The organism is Legionella pelazae (genome assembly GCF_052527395.1).
Genome location: NZ_JBNVZS010000021.1, coordinates 1 through 24,728 on the forward strand (window position 1 = coordinate 1; position 24,728 = coordinate 24,728).

Consider the following 24,728-nt stretch of genomic DNA (forward strand, 5'->3'; position numbering starts at 1 on the left):
TCATTTCCATCCCGCAAGTCCTTGCTTAAGAATTTAAATAAGTTGTAGACTATTAAATATGAAACCTCTTGCACGTGGATATATACATCTAGTAGCATTTTTTATCACTCTCTATGCATGCACTAGACTAATCATCTATAGCCATGGGGCTTATGCCATTTTTGCCAATGTTATATATAGTGTATCTCTTATAGGGCAGTATGGTGTGAGCGCGCTTTATCATTGCCACATGTGGAGTCGGCAAAAATATTTATTACTGAGACGCATTGATCATGCAGCTATTTTTGTTTCTATCGCAGGAACTGCAACTCCCATTTGTCTACTTAAGTTAAAGAACACCTCTGGATTGCAGCTTTTATCCATCTTGTGGCTAGTTGCAATCATTGGAATGTTCATGACGACTATATGGACTCACGTACCTAAATGGACTAGAGCGCTTCTTTATATTGCTATGGGTTGGATTGGCGCTCTCTACTTTCCCGAAATTAAATCCTCGCTAGACACAACAAACGTCCAGTTATTAATAATAGGAGGAGTTACTTATACACTGGGTGCTATGATCTATGCTTTTAAGTGGCCGGATCCCTTTCCTAGCGTCTTTGGATATCATGAAGTCTTTCATGTTTTAGTTGTCTTGGGGAGTGGGCTTCATTTTTGTCTTAACTATAATATTGCAACTTAATTCTATATCTGAGTTTCGTCAATTGGCGAGTTCCCTCAAAATAATTACATTTTAAACCTGGTATCAAAATTAGTACCAAAAATTTAACATCGCAAAGGCAAATTATTAAAACTCCCACCAACTCTATGCCATTGAGCGGAATCGAACCGCTGACCTATTGATTACGAGACAATATTAAAAACCTACCTCAATTGAAACCTAGCTTCAAGCATAGACTCATCATGCATTGACTTAGTTAATTTAAATAGGACTAGGTGAGGACGTAATTAACGATAAGGATACCTAAGCCACTTAGACGATAATACCCTAAACGTCGCAAATACTCTAAAGCCAGTTTGTCATTAGCAATTTCTAAGCCGGGGATTTTAATATTTCAAGTTGCTGCTTAAAAATAAGGTATATCCTTTTATAATCTGACTTTATTAATTAGATGGGCTGCTGATACCGTGGGGGTGAAGGTTCTTCATTAGAAGGTGAAGGCTGTATGTCTGAATGATTTAATTTTATACTAGACAGGGCTTCTCTGTAGTTCTGGGTCGCTGTAGCTGGTTCATTTACAACTTTTTGGGTCGCTTTACCTAATTCTTCTGCAAATTTTTTATAAAAACTAGCCCAGCCTTGTGCTACCGATGTTTGCCCCATATTGCTTATGGCATCTATCAATCCTTCTCCTTTCTTAGCCCCACGCTCTGCCCCTTTAAAAAACCCTTCAATACCACTCACTACAGCACTTGCATAAGCTTTCATCGTGAGCCAAACTTTGTTGCCTAAACTTTTTGATGAGTCATCGAGAAGCGCATTAAAATTTTGTGCCGTTTTTATAACGTCCTTACCAAGATCTGCTAACAGGTTATAATCTGCCCTGTCTCTGCCGGTAAAGATCTCATTGACACCGTGCATAAGCTTCAACCCATCATTGAGAAGATCATAACCAGAAATAGTCAAACTTAATATCCTAAGGGAATTTAATGTCTTGGAAATAGCCTCTCTATTATTCGTCTCCTCAGCCAATTTTAAATCTTTTTCTAATTCTTTTACATATTCTAGGATAGCCTTAGATACTTCCGCTTTTGCGTCTTCAAATGTTTTGATATTAAATAATGTCTCCTTATTTCTGTCAAAATCAGGGATATTTGGAACCATTTGTGGTACTGGTGTTGGTTTTCTTTTACGTATGTTATCGATTAGCTTCTCGGCTTCAGCTACATTTTTATTCAAATGAGGCATTGAAAACGCTCTTATTTAACAAAATATATACAATTATATCAATAAATATACAAATTTACAATGATTACAGTCCTCACTCTTTTGTCAGCCAACATGAAGATGTAGGTAGAAGCCTTTGATGGGTTTTCCCCAAATTAGGCAGATTAATCAACCGCATAAAACTTTGACCCTTATACGATAACTCTCAAAATTTTTAAAGCCATAGGCCCGCCGTTGAATGAGTTTCATCTTACAATGAAAGCCCTCAGTAATGCCTTTATTTTTAGTAAAGTACTCCTTTATTTAGGGTAGAGCCCATTTTCCCCACTCAAGAATAACATTTACAAAAATCATCGGCAGGACAAATAATTTCACTACACTTATCGCTTAGGTCTCTGGTTTCTTATTCTTTTTTGTGCAACAAATTCGAGCCCAGTAAGACTCTTTTTCAATTAATGCTTAAACAAAATTCGCATTTTTTAATTATCTTTTGTATTTATATCTGAAGTTAAAATTGGCCCTATCAATAATGATAAAACCCTTCAGTTATGCATTATCCTTTAAAGATCTAATTTCCTGTTTAAGTTCTTCTATTGCATGTAAAAGTTTGGCTTGATTTGCCTTATCTCTAGCTTCTTTATCAATTAGAAAACTGGCAACGATAGCTGTAATATAACCAAAAATGGCAAAGCCATAAATGGCTAGCCCTAAGCAAAGAATACGCCCTTCAACTGTCTTCGGCCAGAAATCCGAGCCCATGGTTGTTATCATCATAGCAGCCCACCAAAGTGCTTCACCATAATTAGCAAAGACACCTTCAAAGGCATAGATGCCTGCTGCGCCAACCAGTATGACTAGAATAGTTAAACTTATAATATAGAAAAAACCTTGCCTTCCTAAAGTAAACCCAAGTACACGCGTGCTATAGCGTATTGAGGAAAAAATTTTAAATAAGTACAAGCTTCGCGTTGCCCGCAAAAATGAAAACAAACGAAACAAGCGAAAAGCAGGAAAAAATAGAACAAACAAAGCCAGCCAATTTCTTTCCAAATACTTAAGCTTAGAAGGTGATAATAATAATCTAACAATAAAATCGAAAATAAAGATAAGCCAAATCGTAAAGCTAAATGTCTCTAAGGGCTTATTTAAGCCTAGTGTTAGCTCAATAATGATTAAAATTAACCAAATTAAAGCAAGAACAATTAATGGAAGCTCAAACCACTTCTCCCAAAGAAATAAAATTTTTCTGCGCAGATAATTAGTCTGTTTCTTTGTATTCTTAGTCATTAATTATTTTAATCTTTAACATTGGAACTTAACTATATTAGCGCTAATCTTTATTAAAATTATAGAGTACTAAATCTGCAAACCCCTATAAAAAGTTCTCTCATATTGAAATTCATTTAGCTTAAACTTATCCTGCCATTCTTTCGCACTCTTCAGCGCAGCGATGACAAGCCATAGCGCAGCGTTTACAGTGCTCCATATCGCTATGTTTTTCACACTCATCACCGCAAGCTCTACAGATTTCAGCACAAAGTCTACAAAGTTGAGCCGCAAACTGTGAATCTCTAGCCATCATAGCTGCAGCAAAATTACATATATCAGCACAATCCCAATCAAGCTGAATACAGGTAGTCATTCTTTTCACATCTTCCTCGTGAAGGCAAGCTGTTGCACAATGCTCACATTCAATCGCACATGCTTGACATGCTTCAATACAGGCTTGATATTTTTCGTGTGCCATAGCCTTTCTCCTTATTAAAATTAGAAACTATTCCTTTCTTTTAACCATAGGTCTAGTTTACAAAAATCGCAAAGCACTTAGGATAAAGTAGTTTGAGCAGCGGTTACAGCTAGGGCGGGCAAGTTATTAATTACTAACTTAAAAATTAATCAAAGTGAAGATTAGTAAAAAAATCAAAAATAGGTTAGCTAAAAATTTTATTAAGCTAGCTCAAGACTGTGCACTTCATAATTTTAAAGTGTTCGGTAAGCTTAACCTGAATGAATATGACGACTTAGAGATTGTCTCTTAATACCCTGATATTATAGCAACGCACGGTAGATTAGGACAGGTAAATTAAGGAATTTGTTCTTGCTTTTTCTTACAATTGAAGCTCTTACTCTTGAGATTTAATTATTTTACGTTAAATAAAATATATTTAGGCTGATAAAAAAATATTAGCTGTCAAAGGATGTAACAATTTATTTACTCGACATTTAATTAAGCTTGTAATTGATTCATTTTATGAATTTATCATATGTGAATTCTTTGTCTATGCGCTAAACTAAGTTCTAGGATTAACTGAATATATAAATAATGTAGATAGGAAGTATTACAGAGAGTTAGCAAAAAGTACTGAATTATTAAGCTAAAAAAGCAATATTATTGATTATTAACAAACCACTTATGCAAAATAAATCATTCTAGTTAACAGCTTAAGGAAGGCCGTATGTCGAAAGACGAAATAAGTACAAAAATAGTGCCTCATCTTTATCTATTACTAGCCATAGTCATTGTGGTTCTGCTTGTTTGGTATACAGTAGATATCTTTCTTTTAGCCTTTGCAGGAATCTTATTAGCAATCATTATTCGATCATTAGGCCGTTTAATTAATAAGTATAGTGGCTTACCCAATTACATAGCAGTAACCGTTGTTCTCATTATTTTACTTTTACTATTCACAGGTATTGGCCTCATTGTAGCACCTGCTGTTAGTAAACAAGTGTCACAACTCTATACCGATCTACCCGAGGCTTGGAATAAGTTTAGTAATGAATTTTTAACACTTATTAATGTAACTAATACAAGTACCACTCAAGGAACAAACGTATCCAGCATGCTCGCTAAAGTACAGAACATCCCTGCTAAACTAGGCGGTATTTTTACGAGCACGTTCGGTTTTATTGGAAATATTTTTGTTATCTTGTTTTTTGGTATTGCTTTAGCTTATCAACCTGGGATTTATACTAATGGGCTAGTCAGTTTATTTCCAAAAAGAAGACAGAATAAGGTAAAAGAGATATTAAACGATACAACTGAGACTTTAAAATTTTGGCTAGCTGGCAAAGCTTTTTCTATGCTTATTATAGGCTTGCTAACTTGGGCAGGACTCTGGCTTTTAGATATTCCGCTCGCGTTTACTCTCGCTCTTTTAGCCGCTCTTCTTTCTTTTATTCCTAATATCGGCCCTATTATTGCTGCTATTCCGGCTATATTGTTAGCCTTACTTAAGAGCCCCATGTTTGGGCTTTACGTTGCCCTTTTATATTTGGCGATTCAAACGATTGAGAGCTACTTAATCACGCCTCTTATTCAACAAAAATCAATTTCATTACCGCCTGCATTAATTGTGTTTATGCAACTTATTATGTCGTTACTAGTCGGCATCTTAGGGTTGGCCCTTGCCACACCCTTACTCGCTGTCATAAGTGTAGTTGTTAAACAAACTTATCTAAATGAAGATTAAATACGAGAGATGGGCTTTGATTAGCTTAAAAATTATTGAAGTGGAAGTCGTCGTGTTAAGTTGTGCTCTTTAATAAGTGCTAAAATGATAGAGGATATCATCTTAGTCAAGAAACCCTTCACCTATAGTGAATTTAACTTACATTAAAATAACAAAGGAATGAATTTAGTGGGCGCAAGATTATTAAACCTTTTAGCAAGACTGCATGCTAGTTATTGGTATATACCGCTAGTTATGGCGATTGCATCACTTTTACTTTCTATTTTTACTGTATACCTTGATCAAACATTCGTTCCTCAATGGCTTGTTAATCTTGGCTGGTTTCAAACAAGCAAACCCGAAGGAGCAAGAACTATCTTGTCAACGATTGCCACATCGATAATAACAGTTGCAGGTGTTGTTTTTTCTATGACCATTGTAGCTGTTTCATTTGCAGCTAGCCAAATTGGGCCTCGTCTCATATCAAATTTTATGCGAGACAGAGCGAATCAAGTCACTTTAGGTACGTTCATTGCAACGTTTCTCTTTTGTTTGTTTATCCTTTTAGCTCTTTTTAATCTTAATGAAAATGGCGCTAGCGAGATGAATACAACGAAGCCTTTCTTACCACAGATTTCATTACTTGCTGCTATCATTTTGACCTTATGTAGTGTAGGCGTTCTTATTTATTTTATTCACCACATTCCACAAAGCATTAATATGTCTAACGTAGTTGGTAAAGTAGGCGAAGAGTTATATGAACAGATTGACTGTTTATTTCCTATCAAGATGGGAAAAGGTGGTCCTAGTCAGGAATCTATCTTAAGTTTGAAAAAGTTCAAGAGCACTATTAGCGCAATCCAGCATGGTTATATTCGTGTTCTAGATGGCAACTCTTTGCTAAGAATCGCTTGCAAACATGATTTTATTATTAAAATCGAAGCAAGACCTGGAGACTACATAACAGAGGATGACACTCTGTTCACCATTTACTCTTCAGAAGAACTTACTAAGGACATCAAAAATGAGTGCATTAAGGCTTTCATCTTTGGCCATGAGCGCAATCAAGAACAAGATATTCTCTTTTTAGTGAATGAATTGGTCGAGATTATCGCTCGAGCCCTATCACCCAGTATGAACGATCCCTTTACTGCTATGACTTGTATGAATTGGTTACAACTTACTTTACAGAAAGTCGCAAGGGCAAAGCCGCCATCTAGTTATCGATATGATACAGATAATCAACTGAGAATCATTGCATCGCCTATCTATTTTGAGGAATTTTGTGACCTAATTTTTTGCCGGACACGCTCATATATATGCAAAGATAGAAACGCAACCATGCATATGTTAAAGATAATCCATAACGTTTATACACACATTTCTTGTGAAAAGCATAAAACTATACTTATAAGCCATGCTACCGCATTTAAAGATGCTGCAGTTTCTGGCCAGATTGTACCGGATGCTAAAGAGATACAACTTCTGTATCAAAAGTATTTTAGCTAAATAGAATCATAACGAATAATTGTTTAAAGAAATTATTGTTCCTCCTAAAGAGCTGCTTTTTCCTTACTTCCATTGCTTCCATTATTAGATAAGAGGTTATGTTCATTATCAATGGCTTTATGCTGGCGAACCTGCTTTTGCATTTCAGCTGCTTCACTACGAAGTTCCCCTTCAGCATGCGTTGCAATCATCTCTTCCTCCTTTGTCTCTGTCTCATCCTCTTTATGAGCAGTGGATGCAGCCTTAATCGTTTGAACTTTAACAATTGTATCTTTACCAATATTTAAATTCATACCTGGTCCAGGCATTGAAATATTCGCATCTTGAAAGGCGCGTTTTATTAAACGAATAGCCGATGATCTAACTTTCTCCCAGTTATATTTTTGACTATTTAACCAAAGGTAAATACGTATATTTACCACGCCGACTGCCAAACTATCGACCAATATCAATGGTTCAGGCTCCTTTAAGACTGCGGGATGTTGGTTTAGTGTATGTAGCGCTATTTCCTGGGCTAATGAGATTGTCTCATGGCAACTAATTGCAATTAAGAAGCTTTCACGGCGTTTAGGATTTTTAGTGAAGTTCGTAATATTACTTTGATAGACTGTAGAATTAGGGATTTGTACTTGGTGGCCATCTTCTGTTACTAATAGTGTCGCGCGAATTGTCAGCCCTTGTACATAACCGGTAATCCCCGCGACCTCAATTAAGTCATTATTATTAAATGGTTTTTGTATACTAAGTAAAATACTTGCCAAAAGGTTTTCAGTAATATTTTTAAATGCGATACCTAATACAATACCAATAACGCCTGTACCACCAATTAAAGTAAGTGCAATAGTTGTTAAGCCGAAAAGTTGTAAAATCAGATAAAGCCCTATTATAAGGCATAAGAACGCTACAGCACGAGCAGCTACATCCGCTAAGAGTGGATGTATACCTCGAAAATGTAAGGATTTACGAATAAGTTTTGCAATTAAATGAGCAGTAGCCCAAGCAATTGCCATAATCAATAAAGCAAAAATGAAGAAAGGTAGCGCTCGTAAAAATTGGCGCCATTGTTCTTGTAAACCAGAGCTAATTTGCTTCTGAATATCCCATATTGAAGGGTCAACAATTTCCATTCGATTGACGACCGCAACAACATCCTGTGTCTTTCGGGCAAGGTTCTCAGCCCACTTTCGATGATCAGTTGTTGTTGCGCCTCCCTCTAGAAAAACAACGCCATCATTCACACTTACTTTTGGCTGAATGTACCAGGTAGTTGCTTCAAGTATCGCTTCAAGCCGCTTTTTAATGTCATTATCACGCGCTAGAGGCTTTACATCTACTTTGGTAATCTCTTCTGCTGGTTTAGCAACTATATCCTGCACTGGATTAGATAATGAATTCTCTTGGCCAAAAGATAACGCAGTAAAAAGAAAAACCAGAACAGATATAGGAACTAATTTATAAATAAATTTTTGCTTTTTCAACATTATTCCTTTAGCTTAAATTTAATTACAATAAAAAGATAAGATAGAAATAGACCAACAACACTATTTAGAATAATACCTAACGTCACTTTAATCTAGCTTAGGTTAGTTTGTGTTGATTCTAACAACTATTGTAAAAGGATTTATATGTGGTTAGCGAATTGGAGTGTTTTTTACAAAACAATTTTAGCAGCACTCATTAATTTTACCGCGTTAGTTTTTTTTGTTCGTTTAGCGGGTAAACGGGTTTTATCTAAATTAAACATTTATGATTTTATTATAACTATTTCACTTGGCTCAACCTTAGCGTCTTCAATTTTGTCAAACACGGTTAGCATTACGCAAGGCATTTTAGCTTTGTTTTGCTTAGTGCTCTTACAAAGCTTAATCTCTTACATAACTACACGGTTTAAAAGAATTCGCACTTGGGTTAAATCTGAGCCTACATTATTATTTTTTAATGGTGAATTTATTAAGGAAGCAATGCAGAAAGTAAGAATTAGTGAAGAAGAGATTTTAGGTGAAATAAGAGTATTTGGTATAAGTGATTTAGAAGATGTAAAAGCAGTGATTTTAGAAACAAACGGTATGTTAAGTGTCTTACCAGTAAAATCTAAACAAACACTTACAGCACTCTATAGCGCTAAAATTGCTTACTTAGACCAAGTTAAATAAATGTATTTCTAGCATTTACATTATCTAAATTCTGCTAAGCAAATGAACATAACAACTCTAGATACAATAAAGTACTTAAGATAGAAATTAAATAAGGGAAATCTATAAAATAATATTAGCGAGTTGAAAGTAATGAGCGCGAATTCTGCCTAAGGAATAACTGAAAAAAAGGTCTCACTATGATCAAATTCGTCACGCGAACAATAAAGAATGATCTGGAGACCTAAAATGAATTTAGAGGAAATATTCTGCCTTGTGATGATTTTGTCAAGAACTTATACCTCTGTGGGAAAAAACGCTTTTAACTGACGGTAAACGGCAACGTAAACGGTCAGACCAGTTAAGTGAAAGTGAGTTCATAACCCTCTATTTGTTATTTCAATCCTCAGGTTATCGAGATTCCAAACACTATTATAATTGCGAATTTTTTACAAGGGCATTTAAGAAAAGCCTTTCTTAAAGCGCTATCCTATACGCGATTTATAGCAAGGCTACCAAGAATTTTGGTTCCCTTATGTGCTTTTTACAAAGTCTCTGTGTACCTTTTGATGGCATTGGCTTTATTAACTCAACGTCCATTGCTGTTTGCCATAACACAAGATCGCTGAAAAAAGTCTTCCAAAGGATGATGGATCAACAAGTATACTTTATTTTGTTACTCATGATTCTTCTATTGAAGCTAACGGCATCTATGAAGTTTATTAAAAACGGTGGAGAATAAAGGAGTTTCATAAGTCAATCAAGCAAGCACACAAATTTAGCAAAATCACCAATTAAAACAGTAAGAACTCAATATAAGTATCTTTTGCTTCAATTATGGCCTTTTGTAAGCTCGAAAAGCTTAGAATGAAAAATTCATCTAAATCATTTTGCTATTAAAAATAAATTACTTTTAAAAAGCTCATCTAATCCTGTTTAATGAATTAAAAAAAATAAAGCTTAATATATAATGTGAGCTAATTATTTCGTCTTTGCAGTAAATAGATTTATAACTTTAGCGTATTGTAGCAAATTAAAGTAATAGGAATGTGTAATGAAAGTAATACATGATGGCGATGCTGCTTATGAAGATATTATGGCATTAAGTTTATTATTGCTTAATGCGGATGTAGTAGCAGTTACTGTAACATATGGGGAATCAACGCCACATACAGGGGCTGCAAATATGGAGCGCATATGTCGAATGTTAAAGCCAGATGTGAAGATTCCTGTTGCATTTGGCGTTAATTTTCCGCTTGATTCTTATGGAGAACCTTTTCCGGATTATATTAAAACAGAAGCAGACACTATTCTAGAGGATACAGAGGCACCGACCGTAAATGACTCCCAAGTTACAGAATCTGCAGTGTATTTATTGTATAATACTTTAATGCTGAGCGATGAAAAAATAACAATAGTCGCCACTGGTCCTCTTACCAATATTGCTCAATTAATATGTACATATCCTAATTGCATAGAAAAAATTGAAAAGCTAGTTATTATGGGCGGCGCTGTACATGTACCGGGAAATATTTCTGACTTAATTCCTGATACAAAAAATACTGTCGCTGAGTGGAACATTCATGCTGACCCAAAAGCTGCAAAAATTGTTTTTAATACACCTACTCTTCCCATAATACTTGTTCCGCTCGATATTACTCGTCAGATGCCTATGACCAGAGATTTTTACGCAATATTAGAAAAAGAAACATTACCTACATTAAAATTGGTTAGAGATATGCTAACCTCCTTATTGCAGACAATGGGAGAAGATCTATTCTATGGGAAATTACAATTTTGGGATAGTTTAGCAGCCATGATTACTTTAAATCCTGCAATGACAGAATTTGAGGAGCTCCCACTTACCATTGACTTAAACACAAGTCAGGTAATAGAAAATAATACATCAGATGCTAAAGTACCTAAAATTCAGATAGCAACTACGCTTACTAATGTTGAGCAGGCTTATAACACATTCTTAGGATTAATGAAAAAAGAAACAAAAAACTCATCTATATTCCACAATAATGACAGTACTTTCTTTGGAAAGTCTTCACCTATAGTGTCGTCTCTGTCACTGGCTCCAACATGTAGTCCAGACATTAAAATGTAAGGGAGCTTACTCATTATATGCATATAGAACTAATTATTCGAGCTAGAGTCATCTAAATAATTTCATAAAACCCTAGGTATAGACTGCTTCATCAAGGCTCTAGCTCTCGCTTGCTAAGTTAAAGCCAAGTTAAAAAAGCAATAGACTTAGTATTACAATCTTAGTGATTGTATAGTAGGCTCTGAGTCTTGTTGGCTTGGTGGTAGCAATGAGTATACTTCTTCTAGCGCTACTTTAGTTTCTTCACTTACCCTGCGCATGATTTTTTTATTGCCTCGAATATCATTAATAATATTAGGATTGCGGGTCGCGATTTCGATTAAATTATCATCAGTAAGTAATTCACTTAATTTTGGGTCTTTCAAAATCACTTTGGCTGTTTCATGATGTTTTTTGGCCAAAATAACTAAGCCGCCATTTTGCCCCCATTTTTTTGCTAAATTGTTAAAGTTTGGGGTTTTTAAAATGGCATTGGCTGCCTCTGGGTGAATGTCTGCAATCATATCGAGTTGTAAACCAACTACATTCAGGTGTTGAAGAATTGGATATGATATACTGGGATAAGTTCTAATAAGAGCCCTAATATTTTTAAAACTAATTTCGCCAGCGTTAAATTTCTCGACTATTGTATCCAAAATACAATTAGCAATTTCTATATCAGACAAAGCTAATGCACACAACTGCTCACCATCAAATTGAGAAGCAAACTGCGGTGCTTTGAATAGTGGACGAACCAAATTGGGTTGAGTCTTACCCCGCTGCAGCATTTTATCAAAAGCAATTTGGTTTTTTAGCTCTCTTTGACTGCTATCAAGTGTATTATTGTTGTTGTTAATGTCTGCAATAATTTCTTCGTAATCGATACTTATATCATCTACTAATGATTGCTTAATTATTTCCTTCTGAGCAGCTATTTCATCATGTGTTTTTCCTTTAATTTTTATTTTTCCATTTGCTTGCAAGAAGAAGGAAACAGTAGCTCTAAGTGAGGGTAGCACTCTCATTCTATTATTTTTTACAAAACTAATTAAGTCATTTAGATGATTCTTAATTGGAGATTCGTTTGAAATTTTTTCGTTTTTCGCAATTAATATAGATAAAAACAAATTTAATGATGAATAACTAATCGAATTTTTTTTAATTCTGTTCGCAATTTCATTTTTAATTTTATTGAAGTCAATAGATTTATCATTTTCTATTGCACTGTTTAATTCAAATACTGAAGAAAGATCACTGAGACTACTGATAAGATCAACAGAAGCATTAAGCCTATCATTTTTTACTATAGCTTGGATCAATTTATATATTCTATCATTTTCATTCGGTATTAATTTAAATAATGCTTTTAATGAAAATGGGTGCCCTTTCGAATCAGAAAAAGCAAAAATTCGTTCTAACAGGGAATCATTAGTTATTGCTCTTTCTATAATATTTATCAATTTATTGTGTTGTTTATTTTCGATAGCACTAATAAAATTTGCCTCTTCGGCATTTAAAACACCAAGAATTGTTCCTGCTATAGATCTAGGGCTACGATCATCTGAGGAATGAAATCTAGTTTGTAGAGTAAAAAAATAGCCTTCAGATCCGAAACGAGCCCTGCGTTTTAAATTAACGATATGTTCAGATTGTGCATATAAAAAAGATTCTGATAATAAATATTCCCTAGCCCAAAGTGGGACCGCACATTTAAACATCAATTCATCGGAGTCCATTGATGCGCCAAACCACAGATTACTAAGCGTTTTATTATCTCGAATAAAGTGGATAAAAAGTTCATTGTCATTCAAAACGCGATTAAATAATTTATATGCTAAATAAGCAGGTAAAATCTCTAAAACTTTTAATAAGTCTTTTAAATTATTAATTCGTAGTTTTAATAATTCATTATTAGATTCTAATAATGCTTGAAATAAATCGGCTTTAAATTTATCAGATAACAAGTCCTTTGTGGTTTCAAAGAATTGAATAAAACTTATATTGACATTCTTATCTAGCAAGCAGTTCAATAATTTATTTTGAATGAATTGTAATATTTCTTGTTTTACTGAATCTTGCATTAACTTATAATTTTTAATGGCTTTACCAAATTCAACTAAACCAGAAATAGTTGTACCAAAGGATAGTGCTTTGTTAAGCAGCTTGTCTCGGAAATTTGGATATTTCTTTGCAAATTCTATTAAATTTTCTCTATCTCCAATAAGCTTATTGAATTTGTCATCATTAAAACTTATTATTTTTTCAAAAACTTTCTTGGTGTAATCAGGAAATTCTTTATCAAGGAAAGCAAGCAATTTTAGAAGTCTATCTTGATCTTTGATCAGTCTATCAAACTCATTCTGATCGTTTAAAATATATTGTATTATGGATTCAGCATACTTATCATTAACGACTTTGAGGATTTGTTTTAATGCATATGTAGTAGGGATTAGCCTTTTAAATTCTTGTTTATTTGTAATGATAAAACTAACTACTTTAGAAACCTCACTATCATTAATAAGTGAGCCTAATAAAGCGATTAATTGGTCATTTTCTGTTATAATATTGCTGAAACTAGCAGGATCAAGTAATTTTAAAATGATTTCTTGATGTAAATTTTCAGGTGAATTATCTATTAATTCCACCAAGCTATAAGCATCATTAATGTCATATTCAGTGCCGTTAATTGCTAATTTCATACCATCTATCCTGTGTTTTTATTCATAAATGTTGCAGATGGAATGACTTCACTATGGTATAGAGATATTCAACTATTATTTCATAATCATTAGCAACATATCTGATTAAGTCAATTTTGATTAAATTCAAGAGATGCGCATTATACACAATGACTAAAATAAAAACCATTTATCTGTTGAAAATATGACGTATATATGAATGTTTTATACAAAAAATAAAATATCTATTAAAATCACTTTTGCCAGTAATAAAGCTCGTTAAGAAGAAAAAATTAACTTTTCCCCCTGTTACAGGTAATCATTTTTACCACAAGCTAACAAACTAATTCTACTTACAGTTATTTGTAAATAAGCACCTAATAAATGCGCATATTGTAATAAGATTTCAGAGTTTATACATAGACTTAGTATCTCATTCGTATTGTTAAATTTCAGAGGCATTTTACCCGGATCTTTTTTATATTTAAAAGCTATTAATATTTTCTTAATTTTTTTCATGTATAAATATGTTCATTTCTATAAATATTATTTAAAATGAAAACGAAATTAACGTTCAATAGTCATCGAAAAATTAACGAAATTAGGCAGAATATAGCTGCCTTTGAAAAACGGGAAAGAGATGAAATATTCAATTCGGTTTTAAAATTAATTTCTCCGGGATCGAATAATAATAATGCTGGAGAACTTAGTAATGAAATTCTAGGGGAGTTATTTGAAGAATTATGTGAAAAGTACAAACCACGCGGAGAGTCAAAAAAATTAATAGATACCTGGAAAAAATATAAAAATACGCAAGAGAAAATTATATTTTTTGCTAAATTTATCTCTGAAGGTGCCAAAATACCCTCTGGAGACTTCATAGAAAATATATCAAGGTTTTTACAAGTTTTTATAAATGATAATGAATTAAATTTATTTCTTGCAAATCCGCAACTCTATATTGATAACCATCCAAATATAGCTGCCCATGACTTGCAAATTCTACAATTTATTATTAATGATCCTAGATTCAATAACTTTCCTTCGATAGGAAGAAATGTTTCTCCTAATACATTTATTAGTACACCACTTACTAAGGGTATGTATCAATTAAATCTTCCAGATTATACATCAACAGATGCAGTTAGATTCCCACAGTGCATTAATACATACAAAAGGGATGCTATCTTGGAGAAAGCTAAAAAAGCATATTATGGCCCGTCCGTGGTTGGAACAGGAGCACTTCCAAATTATAATCGCAAAGCAATTGAACAGACGGCAAAAAATGTTAGAAAGATGAAAATGGGTGATTGCCATAGTTTTGCACAACTTGCAGCCGATCACTTTCTAACACTCATTGAAAAAAATCATTTACGATCTTTACATATAAAGATGGTTAGTCATGATAATGGGTTAGGCTCTCATACTTTCCTTCTAGTGGATCATAACTCTGATAATTTAAATGACTTATCCAATTGTTTAATCGTTGATCCCTGGGCAGTTGTTATGGGCCATACTTCTACTTATGGTATATATACTCTAAGAAATTATCCCTTTCCTAACATGTTAACAAAGTTAGTATGCTGTTATGACAATCAGACTCAGACATCAGAATCATCTAATAGTGGCCTTTCCCCTTCAAAAGAGATATCTCTTAAAGAAGTTAGCCAAACTCTAACATCAAGAAGTTTTTTCTCAAGAGAGTCGGCAAATCTACATGAAAGAGGCTTATCGAAGAAGCAGAAAACTGTGATTGAATTTCTAAATATACTTTCTAAAAATACAGCCAACTCAGTCAAAAGAGACTTGTTAAATGAACTCATTACTTCGATAGAATCCGAACAAATTTCACCCGAAAAAGGAGCCAGGCTAGCTGTGCTAGCATTCCATGCAAAAATGATTGAGAAAACTGATACTAAATACCTATGGAAAAATTTAATTTCTGTTGACGAGGCACTAGTAGATGTCTTTAACAAAGAGCCTATTATTAACTACTGGCTTAAGTTTTCTGAAAAAAACAACCTACCTATTCAGACGGATCAAAAACTTAATCGCGCTACAATTGAAAAAATAATAGGTTTTTTAAATCAAACTGAAGATCACGAATTTAGTAAAACAACAAGAATAAGAGCGAATACGATTTAAAAGTAGATAGTAATTAGTAAATTGGTTTATAATTCTATCTTTTTATCTTATTAAAACGATGGGAATTTTAACCCTAAACAATCAGCTACACTATGATAGTATTTGCGAGATATTTCCAGTAGAAATCCTATACCGCATCTTGGACGCGCTGCCTCTAAGTTCTGTTGTAGGTTTTCGACAAATGAACAAAGAATTGAAACAATTAGTTGATGACTATTTAAAAACCACGCTAAAAGTAAAACAACTTGCTTGTGGGCAAAATTATAGCCTTATTTTATTACAGGGAGGTCGCGTTCTGGCGATGGGATGTAATAAGCAAGGGCAATTAGGTCTACAAGACAATAACGATCGATTCTCCCCTACGGAAATTATAGGTTTAGAACCAATTGAGTATCTAAGTGTAGGTTTTTCTCATTCAATCTTGCTAAGTAAAGAAAACAGAATTTGGTTAACTGGAAATAATAGCGATAGACAATTAGCACTTAATAATCAAACCTCACAGGAATTGACGCTTCAAAAGGCTCTCACACCAAATCTGGTTAAAAATGTTGTTGCTGCTGATTTTACAACGGCCTATCTTGATGTAAATGGGATTGTTTATAGCTACGGTATTGATAAGCTAAAACCACATTTTGTTCAGGGGTACTTAAAACTATTGCCTGACTGGGTCAAAATACCTAATAACCTTAATGTTATCGATATTTCGGTAGGAAAGGAGCATGCATTATTGCTTACCTCTGAAGGATTTGTATATGGGTTTGGCTCTAATAAAGAGGGTTTATTGGGGCTAGGAACAGACTTAACCTATTGCAAGAACTGGACTTTATTATCGGTAGTTCAAGCAATCAAGGTTAAAGCTACCGCCTTAGGTAGCCTCATTTTAACTACTCAAAAGGAACTAATAGCAGCAGGAATAAACTCAGCGCAACAATTCTCTCCTTCCGAGAACCTTATCTTTACTAGCTTTACCACTATTGCTGTTGATATTATAAATTTTGATGCGCATGACTTTCATACTCTTTATCAAGATTCTTCCCAGCAGCTATATTTACTAGGCTTTGATTATCAAAATCAATTAAAGTTAAGAAGATCACATTCGGGGAGAGAACCCGTACCTATTCCATTAATAGGTTTTGCTCCTGAAAAAGTATCTTTAGAAGCACCAACAAATCCTACAAGAGTGCAATCAAGCAAACAATATTTCTCCTCATTTTTTCAATTAAAAGATTCCTCGTATAAAGTTAAAGAAGAATTATGGCCTGAACCAGAAGAAATTAGTTGGGATTTAGAACCGCACTACTAGAAACTCTATTGTAGCGAAAGGATGAATATCAAATTCCTGGCGCTAAATTCTGGTATATCGAGATTAAGATCATGCATCTCTTAGCGATGAGTGCTGCAATTTTAAGGACATGATTGAAAGAAAGAGCATCCTTATCTAAAGAAACTGCCTCAATTTAAGGATAAATAAGAAAAGTGTTCCTTTCTAATAGGATTAAATGTCTATCACAAAATTTTAAGATAGAGCGGGAATGCCATGAGCTGAAAAATACTATAAACTCAAACAGTAAGCACAGCTACGTTTAAATCGATAGCAAAATAATAGTTTCTATCCTTACCCTTTAACTCTAAATCCTCTAACCAACATTGTAATGTTTGTTTATCAAAACTAGGTTGAGCAATGTCGACGATTAACTGTGCCATTAAAAATCCATAATTTCCTGGCTTAAAATCATGCTCAACAATACGCCATGTTTCACACTTATTTGTTTCCCTAAAAAGGCTAGCAGCGACTAAACCAGGAAGCTTTCTACCCATCTGCCCATCACAATGTTCTTGCCAGGCTTGTTTTGTGTCAGCAAAAGTATGAATGAGATTTCGAGTTAATTCTTTATATTGGCTACTATAAATAGCTGAATCAAAATCATAATGAGCAAGAACAAAAACGCCATTTTTATTTAAAAGATTTTTAAAACCATTGATGAAGTCAAGCTTCTTATTAACGCACTCCAGCACATTATTACAGATAATTCTATCAAATTTCTTGGCCTCTAAAGATGATAACGTTGAATATTGTTTTGGCACTACAAGACCTAGTTCTACCTCTTTAACAAACGTTTTGTTAATAGATTGAATCATTGCCTCACTAGAATCGACAGCAAAAATTATTTTTGGCTGCTCATCACTTCTGGTAAGCAATAATTTGACAAAAGCACCCTTACCGCAACCATAATCTAAAATGGTAGCATTCTGAATATTGCCTAACAGTTTAACTAAATTCTGTTTATAAAGAGTAATTTTATTCATATGATCGAGCTATAATATTTAATTAGACTTCTCTACCTGAATGATAACCTAAACTTTCAATGACTTTAGCAAATATATGAGCTCATATGACTTAAATCTTCTGCAGCAATCAAATACCCTTCTTGAATCAAGGCATAGCATACATCAGTAATATTCATTACATTTTCAGGTGCTGTCTCAATTTTAAATGGCTATGGTGACGTTGTTTGTATTAACCTTACTCCTAAATTTAATAATATTCACATTTCGATCGAGCGTGAAACATGAACCTTAGCGTTACTTTATACTTAAGATATAAGATAAATGTAACCCTAGGAGTCATCATGAAGCCTAAAAAAGAAGTAATTATTAAACAAAAGCGCCTTAAATCTCATACTCATGCCAAACAAATCTGTGATGCGTGGGATAAAGCCCTCGCTAATAATGACATTGAAGGTCTTCTAAGTCTTTATACCTCTGATGCTATTTTAGAAAGTCCAGTTATACCTTATTTACTTAAATCCGATACCGGTATTTTAAGAGGAATTAGTGAGTTACGTACTTTATTTGAGAAAATTGTCGAACGTAAGCCTTCTATACGTAAACATTATAAACAAAATTTTTTTACTGATGGTGAAACATTAATTTTTGAATATCCCAGGCAAACACCTCAAGGTGAGCAAATGGATTTTGTGGAAATTATGAAACTTAGTGATGGGTTAATTCAATATCACAAAGTTTATTGGGGCTGGCGCGGGGTCAAAGTACTCAAAGAGAATCTATATTATAAATAATCGTTATTGGTTTAAACGCAATGAATTTAGAAGAACATATTGCTAAAGTTGCTAGCTTAATAGGTGATAGAACACGTTCAGCTATTTTGATAGCATTAATGGAAGGCAAAGCATTCACTGCAGGCGAATTAGCTTTGCGCGCTAATATCTCTGCTCAAACAGCAAGTAATCATCTTAAAAAATTATTGGAAGCAGAATTAATAACGCTAATAAAAACATCAACGCGCTATCGCTATTTTAGGCTTTCCTCGCCATTTATTGCCCAATCTTTGGAAGCATTAAGTTTATTGCCTAATCCTAATAATCAAGACTTACCGCACCGTAAATATATAGATTACAAAATTTGCTTTGCTAGAACTTGTTATGATCATCTTGCCGGAATACTAGGTGTAAAAATAACAAAGGCTTTACAGGCTAAAACATTTATTAAAGCCATAGATGACAAATTTGTAGTGACTAAACAAGGCGAGCGCTTCTTTAAAAATTTGGGTATAGACTGTAAGAAATTAAGAGAATTGAAAAGACAATTTGCTAAACCTTGCCTTGATTGGACAGAAAGAGAATACCACCTCAGAGGTAGTTTAGGACACGCTTTTTTAGATTATCTATTAAACAATAGACTATTAATTCGCTCTGCTAATAGATCACGCGTCCTTATTTTAACTGAGAAAGGACGACAGTGGCTTAAAAACTATCTTTCCATTGAATAAAGTAAGTGTTTGAAACCTAACCTTACTGTAACAATATATCTGTTAAAAATTCGTAAAAGAGCAAAAATATTGCTCTATAACGCAACCTTATATATTAAAATCTGAACAAATAGATGATTTTATGGAGTGCAAAATGCTAACTAATGCGAGAACTAAAGAAAATAGAAACGATGAACGATCAAAAGCTTTAGATAGCAATCCCTGCGGTATATGTCGTGCTATGGGTTCGCCTATTTGCAAAGGTCATGGCGGCGGAGCTGGTGGTGGCGGTGGTGATAAAGCCCAAGATGAAAACGCCCAAAAAGATAGCGCTCCTACTCCGGAATATAAACCTACCAATATAGAAGTTAAAGTATTATCTTCTTACCTAGAGCATAGTGACGTTTGGAATTCTGAAGATGATTTTCTTTATCATTTTAGTAATAACTTCGCTGTATTTTCGATGGTATTAGATTCAGCAAAGGGGTTAATCCATTGTAAAGGTAATGAACTTCTCAATGATAACGGTGAAAAGGATTTAAATGAGCTTTATGATAAGATTGAAGAGGAGCTCAAAACATTTGCTCATGAAGTAAAAGCACAAAATATCAGCATCTCAAGAAGAGGGAATGATTTGAAAATTAGTATCCCGGATCAAAAATTATATGATCAATTTATTACTAAACTTCTGAATAAGAACCTAATTCCTAACAACAACTATAATGCAAATCTTAACTATAAAATGAACCCAGATGCTAAACAAAAAATTGATGAGAAAGAAGCTGCTGCTTCTTATAAATCACCAAACCCATTTGATATATCAAGAGGGCCAAGACCTACAAATGACTTTAAGTAATTAAGCTAGATCTAAACTTACAGTTGAGCTAAGCGCTAATGCAGTAGCCTTTGCTGTTTTATTCTCATTTTTGATGGCAATTAAATAGCGTGTCTTTCTTTCCCTTAACCTCAGTAAGTTACCTTTGATACCTCGCTTAAACATCATGAGGTCACCTTCCCAGTGGCCAAATTCAGCTTGCCAGGGCGACCAACCAATCGAGAGCTTTTCATGCACATAGCTGCGAAGTGGTTTATTACCATCTAACTTTGTTTGGCGTTTTCGTCGCTTTAAATAGCGTTTATGAGCGACTTCTGCTAAATAATAAGGCTTATTGTCAGCCCAGGTGCTAGCGAAGCTATTACGCTTTATCTCTCGATAAATCGTTGACCGGTGGACCTTTAACAAGGTTGCTCTCTTTGACTTAGTATAACCTTTAGCCAACAGTAGACTAATAAATCCTCTATCTAGCTCGGTTAAATGCTTATAGCGTTTTCCCATCTCTTTCCCCTCGTACAACTGATGATAGTTTAATCATCTGCCGCACTTCAGGAAAGATTCTGCCAATTAGAGTAATTAAATTACTTATGTTATTAGCCTTGCAAAAGGTAAATTTTTCTTACTTTTCGTATCGTGGGATTTTGGTTTTTTGCGATAATTACATGTTGTTGGCTTGGTAGAAGGTACGCATTTAACTCTTGTAAGGCAGTTTTAATAACACCTGTTTGCGGTCTGTTATAGCGATAATATAGCCATTCTTTGTATTCTAACCACAAACAGACCCTATCAAAAAGTAAAAAGGCAGCGCTAATAGGTAGCAAGTAAATTAAGGCGGACACGGAAATTTACCTATCAATTAATTGCAAATAAATATTTAGAATAGGCTATCATCAGCCTTGATAGGGCCAATGATAGCCTTTCATCCAGGTTTAATGGGTTTCAAGTGCTTTACTAATCCACGCAGAGGCGCGAGGATTAAAAATCAATTTGCTATGAAATTGCTTTAAGATATCTTCTGCTCAATCATATTAATATGTTTGAGCAATTCATTCTTTATTTTAAAATGGAAGCCTCCTCTATTATCAAACAAGCCACTCAGGATCCTATTATTAAGCCCTGGAGAAAAAATCAAATAGCCACGTCAACCGATTATGTTGATATATATTTAGATAAAAAATCATTTTTTAAAAAAACTTTCACTTTAAATAACTTGTTAGGTATTAAAGGATCTAAAGTAAAATTAACAAAGCGCGAATTAGATTGCGCCTACCTATTAATGAGAGGAAAAACTTATCGCGAAATTGCTGCGTCTCTGGCTCTTTCACCACAAAGCATAGAATCATATATAGAATCACTCAAGAACAAAACTAGCTGTTACAAGAAATCCGAGCTAATTGAATGGTTACTTAAAAATAAGCCCACATTATTTGATATAATTTAGGGACTAATTTTTAATCCTTATACGATAATTTTCAACATTTTAAAGCCATAAGATTTAGAATGAGAAATTAAACTTAAACCCTTTGATGCTGTAGTGCAACGCTCAACAAATCATTATTGGATTAATGAGGGCAAGGAACCCGTGTTAATGCTAGGCGTTTTATTAGCAGTGCAAAATTAATAATTAACAAAGATTTACTTATGCCTTCAATTGACTTGGAGTCGATAAATCATCGATTACTTCCATAGCAATTTCGGGCAGTTTTTGCGTCTGATCGATACAATTTTGTATGGTTACAATGGCTTTTTTAATTTCGTCAGATAAAATTTCCGATGGCGCATTATCTCCGGGCCAAGAAGCATCTCGGGTAACTTTATCAGGCCAACGAGAATAAGCAAGCCACATGCCTTCATTAGTTTTATGCAGACAAGAGCCTAATGCCCCGCGATATTGCACAAAATAAGAGGCAACTTGACGCCAAGCTTCTTGATATTCAATCTCAAACCCAGGCTTAATAAAGGCCCGATAAATAACAGCGAACATATTTAATCCTTTAATAAGGTAAATTGCAAATTTTACTGAATGTGAGAAAAAAATCCAAACTTTAAGATGGATCAGGCCAATAAATACCCTTGCTCTATTTACTTTTTCTAATTTTGATTATCATAGCTTGCCAAAAACTACTTAAGCTCAGGGAGACTTCATGATAAACGATAACGACAATAAAGCAGCATTAGTTACAGGCGCCAGTCATGGTATTGGCCTTGAATTGGCAAAAAAACTTTTAAGTGAAGGCTGGTTTGTGTTTGGAACTGGGCGAGATATTAGCAGCTTAGAAGATACAAAAACGCTTTTTCCTCACTTTGTACCCATTCAAGCGGATTTTACTAACAATAGTGATATTAAACAGGTTGCGAAAATCATTAGTGATTCCGGATTATCTCTCCATCTTTTAGTGCAAAACGCAGGAATGAAGAGTCCTCCACGTCCATTAACTCAATATGACTGTGAAAGTATTGATGAAGTCTTCCAGGTTAATTTGTTAGCACCAATGAAACTGACAGCATTGCTTGCTGAACAAATGCCTAGTAAATCGCGGATTTTATTTATTACTTCAAGGGCTGCAACGCTGAAACTTAAAGAGAGCTCCACCTATTGTGCTAGTAAAGCCGCTCTAGATGAAGTCACTGCCATAGTAAGAAAAGAATTAGAAAAAAAAGAAGTTGGTGTAGCTTGTGTTATCCCAGGTGAAGTTGATACTAAAATCCAGAAAACGTTAAGAGAGACAACATCATTTCATTTACACGAAATATTTGATAAGGCTTATCAGGATGGCCAATTAATTAGCCCCAAAACTTGCGCTGAATTTCTTAAGTGGTTTCTTTGTGACTTGTCTTTTGAAGAATACGAACAAAGTAATATGCCTGTTTCTATCTATGAAGAGTGGCATCATCCCCTATGGCTTAAAGACAAGAACCAATTACCCCCTTTTCCTTTCTGATTAAATCTTAAACTTTTATTGCCAAATAGCAGTAAAAGTTTGAAAATTTTATCCCTTGTTTAGGAAATTACTTATTCAATTAATTAGGCTTATAGTCTGACATGACTTTCTTAAGGACGTACAAACATCGTTTGGCTTCAATATTATTGGAATTTATTATACCCGCTGCAAGAATCAGCGCTTTCCATGAAGCCCAAGCACGTCCTCGTGCCTAAGGTCTCGTGCTAGGTTCTCGGTAATCTTTTAAAAAATAGGTATTGCGTCTAGCCAATAGTATACTTTATAGCCATCCAAAAGATCCGCAAATTTAACAGCCATCAACTATTTATAAGACTAAATCTTTATGACAATATTATAGTCATTTTATTAAATTTTTGTGCAATTTTTATAAATTGCATATACTTATACTGTCTTTCTACAAATATTGTTCATTTACAAGGAGTGTATATGGCAACTTTCACTAAACTTAAATTTATTAGTTTTTCCATAGCATTAGCAGTATCGCCAATAGTACTTGCTTCTTCCAATGTCAATTTGCAATCAGGTCAAGTTATGTTAGCTGATAATGGGAAATGGGGTGGATATGGTGGCAGTGGTGGAAAAGGTGGGGATAATGGAAAATGGGGTGGAAAAGGCGGTGATAATGGAAAATGGGGTGGAAAAGGTGGTGGATATGGCGGCGGGTATGGTGGCGGTGGACATCATAAACACCATAAGCACCATAAACACCATAAATATCATAAATATCATAAACACCATTGGAACCCTGGACATTATTGGTATTCAGGTTGGCGAAATGTATTTTGGTATCCAGATATATATTTTTGGAAGCATGGGCACTTATGCGTGAAATCCTGCTATAAAAACAAATGGGGCAAAAAAAGATGTAATGTACAATGTGATTATTAGTTTATTAACATTACACTCTCTATAGATGATTTTAAGGATAGTCTGTAGAGAGTGCTTTTAAATTGTAATTTTATAGCAAAAACTTAACTTCAAGCTATACTTTGAAATGCATCTTTACCCTATGTAACACTAAATTTACATTAAGTTTTAACCTCGCAGTAGCCCCAATTTGTGCTAAATTCAATCAAACTATAGACTGCGATAGATATTGCCATTATGGGACATACTGAGCTAGTAGAGGTATTAAAGGAGCAAAAAGACAAATAGAAGAACAAAAGATAAACGATAAGTCAAAAACAAAATCTCTTAATTAAGATAATGGAAGCGACTCCTTATTTTATGTTTGCAATTAAATCTTATTCAATATTTTTTTAGTT

Annotated in this window: 22 protein-coding genes and 2 pseudogenes; 14 read left to right on the forward strand and 10 right to left on the reverse strand. The window is 34.1% G+C overall.

Going from position 1 to position 24,728, the window contains the following annotated elements:
- Positions 1-58: 58 nt before the first annotated feature.
- Positions 59-682: a PAQR family membrane homeostasis protein TrhA gene (trhA, locus tag ACQUW5_RS14740; protein ID WP_444992024.1), complete on the forward strand. Its 624-nt coding sequence runs from the start codon at positions 59-61 to the stop codon at positions 680-682.
- A gap of 426 nt (positions 683-1,108) precedes the next feature.
- On the opposite strand, the gene ACQUW5_RS14745 is transcribed toward trhA, so the two are convergent.
- The 4 genes and pseudogenes from ACQUW5_RS14745 to ACQUW5_RS14760 form a co-directional block, all read right to left on the reverse strand.
- Complete coding sequence (locus ACQUW5_RS14745) at positions 1,109-1,909, reverse strand: hypothetical protein (RefSeq protein ID WP_444992025.1); 801 nt, start codon at positions 1,907-1,909, stop codon at positions 1,109-1,111.
- A 147-nt stretch (positions 1,910-2,056) separates the two neighbouring features.
- A pseudogene (locus ACQUW5_RS14750) lies at positions 2,057-2,179 on the reverse strand (transposase); the annotation flags it as partial.
- 255 nt (positions 2,180-2,434) lie between these two features.
- Entirely contained in the window at positions 2,435-3,175 is a 741-nt protein-coding gene (locus tag ACQUW5_RS14755) for a potassium channel family protein (RefSeq protein ID WP_444992026.1), read from the reverse strand.
- 127 nt (positions 3,176-3,302) lie between these two features.
- Positions 3,303-3,635, reverse strand: a complete 333-nt coding sequence (locus ACQUW5_RS14760) for a four-helix bundle copper-binding protein (RefSeq protein ID WP_444992027.1) — start codon at positions 3,633-3,635, stop codon at positions 3,303-3,305.
- A 709-nt stretch (positions 3,636-4,344) separates the two neighbouring features.
- Here ACQUW5_RS14760 and ACQUW5_RS14765 point away from each other — a divergent pair.
- Together ACQUW5_RS14765 and ACQUW5_RS14770 are read left to right on the forward strand one after the other, a co-directional pair.
- Positions 4,345-5,361 carry an AI-2E family transporter gene (locus ACQUW5_RS14765; protein ID WP_444992028.1) on the forward strand — a complete coding sequence of 339 codons (1,017 nt, stop codon included), beginning with the start codon at positions 4,345-4,347 and terminating at the stop codon, positions 5,359-5,361.
- 168 nt (positions 5,362-5,529) lie between these two features.
- On the forward strand, positions 5,530-6,849 hold the full coding sequence (locus tag ACQUW5_RS14770) for a DUF2254 domain-containing protein (protein ID WP_444992029.1): 1,320 nt from the start codon (positions 5,530-5,532) through the stop codon (positions 6,847-6,849).
- Between the two features lie 44 nt (positions 6,850-6,893).
- Here ACQUW5_RS14770 and ACQUW5_RS14775 read toward each other — a convergent pair whose 3' ends face one another.
- Entirely contained in the window at positions 6,894-8,330 is a 1,437-nt protein-coding gene (locus tag ACQUW5_RS14775) for a mechanosensitive ion channel family protein (protein ID WP_444992030.1), read from the reverse strand.
- A 144-nt stretch (positions 8,331-8,474) separates the two neighbouring features.
- Between ACQUW5_RS14775 and ACQUW5_RS14780 the strand changes: the two genes are divergently transcribed.
- The 3 genes and pseudogenes from ACQUW5_RS14780 (at position 8,475) to ACQUW5_RS14790 (ending at position 11,094) form a co-directional block, all read left to right on the forward strand.
- Positions 8,475-9,002 carry a DUF421 domain-containing protein gene (locus ACQUW5_RS14780; protein ID WP_444992031.1) on the forward strand — a complete coding sequence of 176 codons (528 nt, stop codon included), beginning with the start codon at positions 8,475-8,477 and terminating at the stop codon, positions 9,000-9,002.
- A 624-nt stretch (positions 9,003-9,626) separates the two neighbouring features.
- Positions 9,627-9,952, forward strand: a pseudogene (locus ACQUW5_RS14785) (IS701 family transposase); the annotation flags it as partial.
- Between the two features lie 83 nt (positions 9,953-10,035).
- Entirely contained in the window at positions 10,036-11,094 is a 1,059-nt protein-coding gene (locus tag ACQUW5_RS14790) for a nucleoside hydrolase (protein WP_444992032.1), read from the forward strand.
- A 152-nt stretch (positions 11,095-11,246) separates the two neighbouring features.
- Here ACQUW5_RS14790 and ACQUW5_RS14795 read toward each other — a convergent pair whose 3' ends face one another.
- Positions 11,247-13,772, reverse strand: coding sequence for a hypothetical protein (locus tag ACQUW5_RS14795; protein ID WP_444992033.1), 2,526 nt, complete (start codon positions 13,770-13,772; stop codon positions 11,247-11,249).
- 534 nt (positions 13,773-14,306) lie between these two features.
- Between ACQUW5_RS14795 and ACQUW5_RS14800 the strand changes: the two genes are divergently transcribed.
- Entirely contained in the window at positions 14,307-15,896 is a 1,590-nt protein-coding gene (locus tag ACQUW5_RS14800) for a hypothetical protein (protein ID WP_444992034.1), read from the forward strand.
- A 181-nt stretch (positions 15,897-16,077) separates the two neighbouring features.
- On the forward strand, positions 16,078-17,199 hold the full coding sequence (locus ACQUW5_RS14805) for an RCC1 domain-containing protein (RefSeq protein WP_444992035.1): 1,122 nt from the start codon (positions 16,078-16,080) through the stop codon (positions 17,197-17,199).
- Between the two features lie 257 nt (positions 17,200-17,456).
- Here ACQUW5_RS14805 and ACQUW5_RS14810 read toward each other — a convergent pair whose 3' ends face one another.
- Positions 17,457-18,203, reverse strand: coding sequence for a methyltransferase domain-containing protein (locus ACQUW5_RS14810; protein ID WP_444992036.1), 747 nt, complete (start codon positions 18,201-18,203; stop codon positions 17,457-17,459).
- A 323-nt stretch (positions 18,204-18,526) separates the two neighbouring features.
- Here ACQUW5_RS14810 and ACQUW5_RS14815 point away from each other — a divergent pair, with 323 nt between their 5' ends.
- The 3 genes from ACQUW5_RS14815 (at position 18,527) to ACQUW5_RS14825 (ending at position 20,521) form a co-directional block, all read left to right on the forward strand.
- On the forward strand, positions 18,527-18,976 hold the full coding sequence (locus ACQUW5_RS14815) for a nuclear transport factor 2 family protein (protein ID WP_444992037.1): 450 nt from the start codon (positions 18,527-18,529) through the stop codon (positions 18,974-18,976).
- Positions 18,977-18,996: 20 nt separating this feature from the next.
- Positions 18,997-19,686, forward strand: coding sequence for an ArsR/SmtB family transcription factor (locus ACQUW5_RS14820; RefSeq protein ID WP_444992038.1), 690 nt, complete (start codon positions 18,997-18,999; stop codon positions 19,684-19,686).
- A 133-nt stretch (positions 19,687-19,819) separates the two neighbouring features.
- Positions 19,820-20,521 carry a hypothetical protein gene (locus ACQUW5_RS14825; protein ID WP_444992039.1) on the forward strand — a complete coding sequence of 234 codons (702 nt, stop codon included), beginning with the start codon at positions 19,820-19,822 and terminating at the stop codon, positions 20,519-20,521.
- Here ACQUW5_RS14825 and ACQUW5_RS14830 read toward each other — a convergent pair whose 3' ends face one another.
- Positions 20,522-21,001: a helix-turn-helix domain-containing protein gene (locus ACQUW5_RS14830; protein ID WP_444992040.1), complete on the reverse strand. Its 480-nt coding sequence runs from the start codon at positions 20,999-21,001 to the stop codon at positions 20,522-20,524.
- Positions 21,002-21,093: 92 nt separating this feature from the next.
- Positions 21,094-21,339, reverse strand: a complete 246-nt coding sequence (locus ACQUW5_RS14835; RefSeq protein ID WP_444992041.1) for a hypothetical protein — start codon at positions 21,337-21,339, stop codon at positions 21,094-21,096.
- A 194-nt stretch (positions 21,340-21,533) separates the two neighbouring features.
- On the opposite strand from ACQUW5_RS14835, the gene ACQUW5_RS14840 reads away from it, so the two are divergent.
- On the forward strand, positions 21,534-21,941 hold the full coding sequence (locus ACQUW5_RS14840) for a helix-turn-helix transcriptional regulator (protein WP_444992042.1): 408 nt from the start codon (positions 21,534-21,536) through the stop codon (positions 21,939-21,941).
- Positions 21,942-22,139: 198 nt separating this feature from the next.
- Here ACQUW5_RS14840 and ACQUW5_RS14845 read toward each other — a convergent pair whose 3' ends face one another.
- Positions 22,140-22,484 carry an antibiotic biosynthesis monooxygenase family protein gene (locus tag ACQUW5_RS14845; RefSeq protein WP_444992043.1) on the reverse strand — a complete coding sequence of 115 codons (345 nt, stop codon included), beginning with the start codon at positions 22,482-22,484 and terminating at the stop codon, positions 22,140-22,142.
- A 160-nt stretch (positions 22,485-22,644) separates the two neighbouring features.
- Between ACQUW5_RS14845 and ACQUW5_RS14850 the strand changes: the two genes are divergently transcribed.
- Both ACQUW5_RS14850 and ACQUW5_RS14855 read left to right on the forward strand, forming a co-directional pair.
- Positions 22,645-23,442 (forward strand): SDR family oxidoreductase, encoded by a 798-nt coding sequence (locus tag ACQUW5_RS14850; RefSeq protein WP_444992044.1) that lies wholly within the window; start codon positions 22,645-22,647, stop codon positions 23,440-23,442.
- A 447-nt stretch (positions 23,443-23,889) separates the two neighbouring features.
- Positions 23,890-24,351, forward strand: coding sequence for a hypothetical protein (locus ACQUW5_RS14855; protein ID WP_444992045.1), 462 nt, complete (start codon positions 23,890-23,892; stop codon positions 24,349-24,351).
- Positions 24,352-24,728 lie beyond the last annotated feature (377 nt).